Here is a 2,023-nt window from a genome sequence, read left to right as displayed (position 1 = left end):
AAAATACCTTCTTTCAAGTCGATTACAATTCAAGCGTATATTATAAAACGTTGTACGTCAAACAGCTACGTTCATAAACAGACAATTCTACGTTCATAAACAGACAATTCTACGTTCATAAACAGACAATTCTACGTTCATAAACAGACAATTCTACGTTCAAACATTTCTGTACCCCTTGGGAGAGTAAGGCTCATCCCCCCCCTAAAAGAGGTTTTAAAAGAGGTTTTAAAAGAGGTTATAAAAGAGGCGGGGGTCTCCGACTTCGTCTCCGTGCCCCAAAATGCAAAACCAAAACCAAAAAACAAAAAGGAGTGAGCGAAAATCACGCTCACAATTTACTTGCAGCGTTCACTTCGTTCACTCGCTAAAATCAAAAACGTGGTTCAGGAAAAGCCTCGACTGTCGCTCGGCAGGTAGACCCAAATAGTGCTAAAAGGCCATATTTTGCGTTCTAAGCAATTCCAGAGTAACTAACAGACATTTTTACACCATTTCTAAAACGGCGCTTAGAAAGAAACCTGACTGGTTAGAAACACTAAATCTAACAGAAGACAAAGAAATGTGGATAGTCCTAAAAGGCTCATATTTGCGTTCTAAGAAGTTTTAATGCTTTCCAGTATAATTTACAATTGGGAGGGGTAAACGTCCTTAGAACGAAAAAAATGAGCCTCTCAGACGGTGTCAGGGACTTGAATGGAGTTCCTTGGAAGTGTATTTATCTTTCAAGAGCGATTTTGCCTAATACCAGCCAGCGTCTTCTGCCTTTTTAGTTAATTCTTCCAGATCTTGTCGCTGAGGTATGCGGGCTTGCCCTCTGGCGGCCTGCAAATGGCCATCAGGCCGCCGCCAAATAAAGCGAAAACCATCTTCGCTGTTTCCGTCTGAATTGACCATCACACTTGCCGTCGTCAGTTTTGTTTGAGCAGAGCGATAGGCATACCCTAAACGTAAATTAAAGGGAATCAGAAGACTGAGTGAAATGAGGTCAATGCGCACTTACACACCACAATTAAAATTGATGGTGTTTGTGCTAAATTTCCTGTATCAGAAGTCGCCAGTGGCGACAACAAAATCAAGCCCAACTAAAATTATTTCTAGTGAATTATCTGCGTTTGGTTAGGCTATCTAAAATTTTCTTGCGCTCATCTGCTCGTATCTGTTCTTCACGTTTCTGTTGGGCTTGTTGCTCACGTTCAGCTTCAGTCGTCCCTAGTTTGAGACCCCTTATTTTATCGATTGCCCGCCATTTTTCTTGGTCAGACAGCTCACCGTTGTGCTCGATATTGAAGCGCGCTTTATTTAGCCGTTCAGTTTTGCTGACGTGGACGTCTTCGGCGTCTTTGCGTTCGGGTTTCCATGCGAAAGAATAGCCAAGGACAGGCTTTCCCCGCCCTTTACCGTATTTTTTGCGAATGCTTAAGCCTTTAAACAGCGGGGCTAATTCTTCTCTAATTGGTTTTAGGACGGCTCTATCTATGTCACCTGGTTTGTAGCTTTTGGGCACATCGAGTAGTTCGTTGAATTCAGCTTTTGAAAAATAGGCGTATCCGGTGGTGCGATAGCCTTTTAACAAGCGGAACATGGTTTTTGCGTAGCTACTTTTCAACTCCCTAAATTCAATCAGAGCGTAACGCACCCAGCTTTCAAGATTGTTTAACAAGGGAATTGCATCACGATACACCTCAACGTCAACGTAGGGCTCGTCTGCGTCCCCGTTAATCTTGAACTTGGTAAACATGACAAAACGCTCAAAACTTAGGCCGGACTTGCTTTGGCTGCCGAATCGTAAATCCATTAAGTGATCATAGGTCCGTTTAATGTCGTCTATGAATCTTCGATTTGCTGTTGGCTTGTAATTACTCAAGTCTTTGAGCTGGTCAAAGGTAAAGCGCACTGTCTGGTCGCCTTTATCGCGCATTCTAGACACAATTGAGAAGAACAAGTTCATTTCAACGGGCGAAAATTTCCGCAGCGGAATGGTATTTAACTCGGGTTGATATTTGACTAATTCATTGCTCAT

2 protein-coding genes are annotated in these 2,023 nt (G+C 42.7%); both read right to left on the bottom strand.

Annotation, left to right across the window (positions count from 1 at the left end; translation table 11 throughout):
• Positions 1 to 741 precede the first annotated feature (741 nt).
• A complete protein-coding gene (locus ACG72T_RS12470; protein WP_260204419.1) occupies positions 742 to 999 on the bottom strand; it encodes a hypothetical protein in 258 nt (85 codons plus the stop codon).
• Between the two features lie 106 nt (positions 1,000 to 1,105).
• Positions 1,106 to 2,023: replication initiation protein (locus tag ACG72T_RS12465; protein ID WP_032489600.1), on the bottom strand; the 918-nt coding region annotated here is incomplete at its 5' end.

Source organism: Companilactobacillus sp. FL22-1, from assembly GCF_043951805.1.
Taxonomy (GTDB): Bacteria; Bacillota; Bacilli; order Lactobacillales; family Lactobacillaceae; genus Companilactobacillus.
The sequence above is the reverse complement of the archived record's forward strand: the minus strand, read 5'-3'. Positions and strand labels throughout refer to the sequence as shown.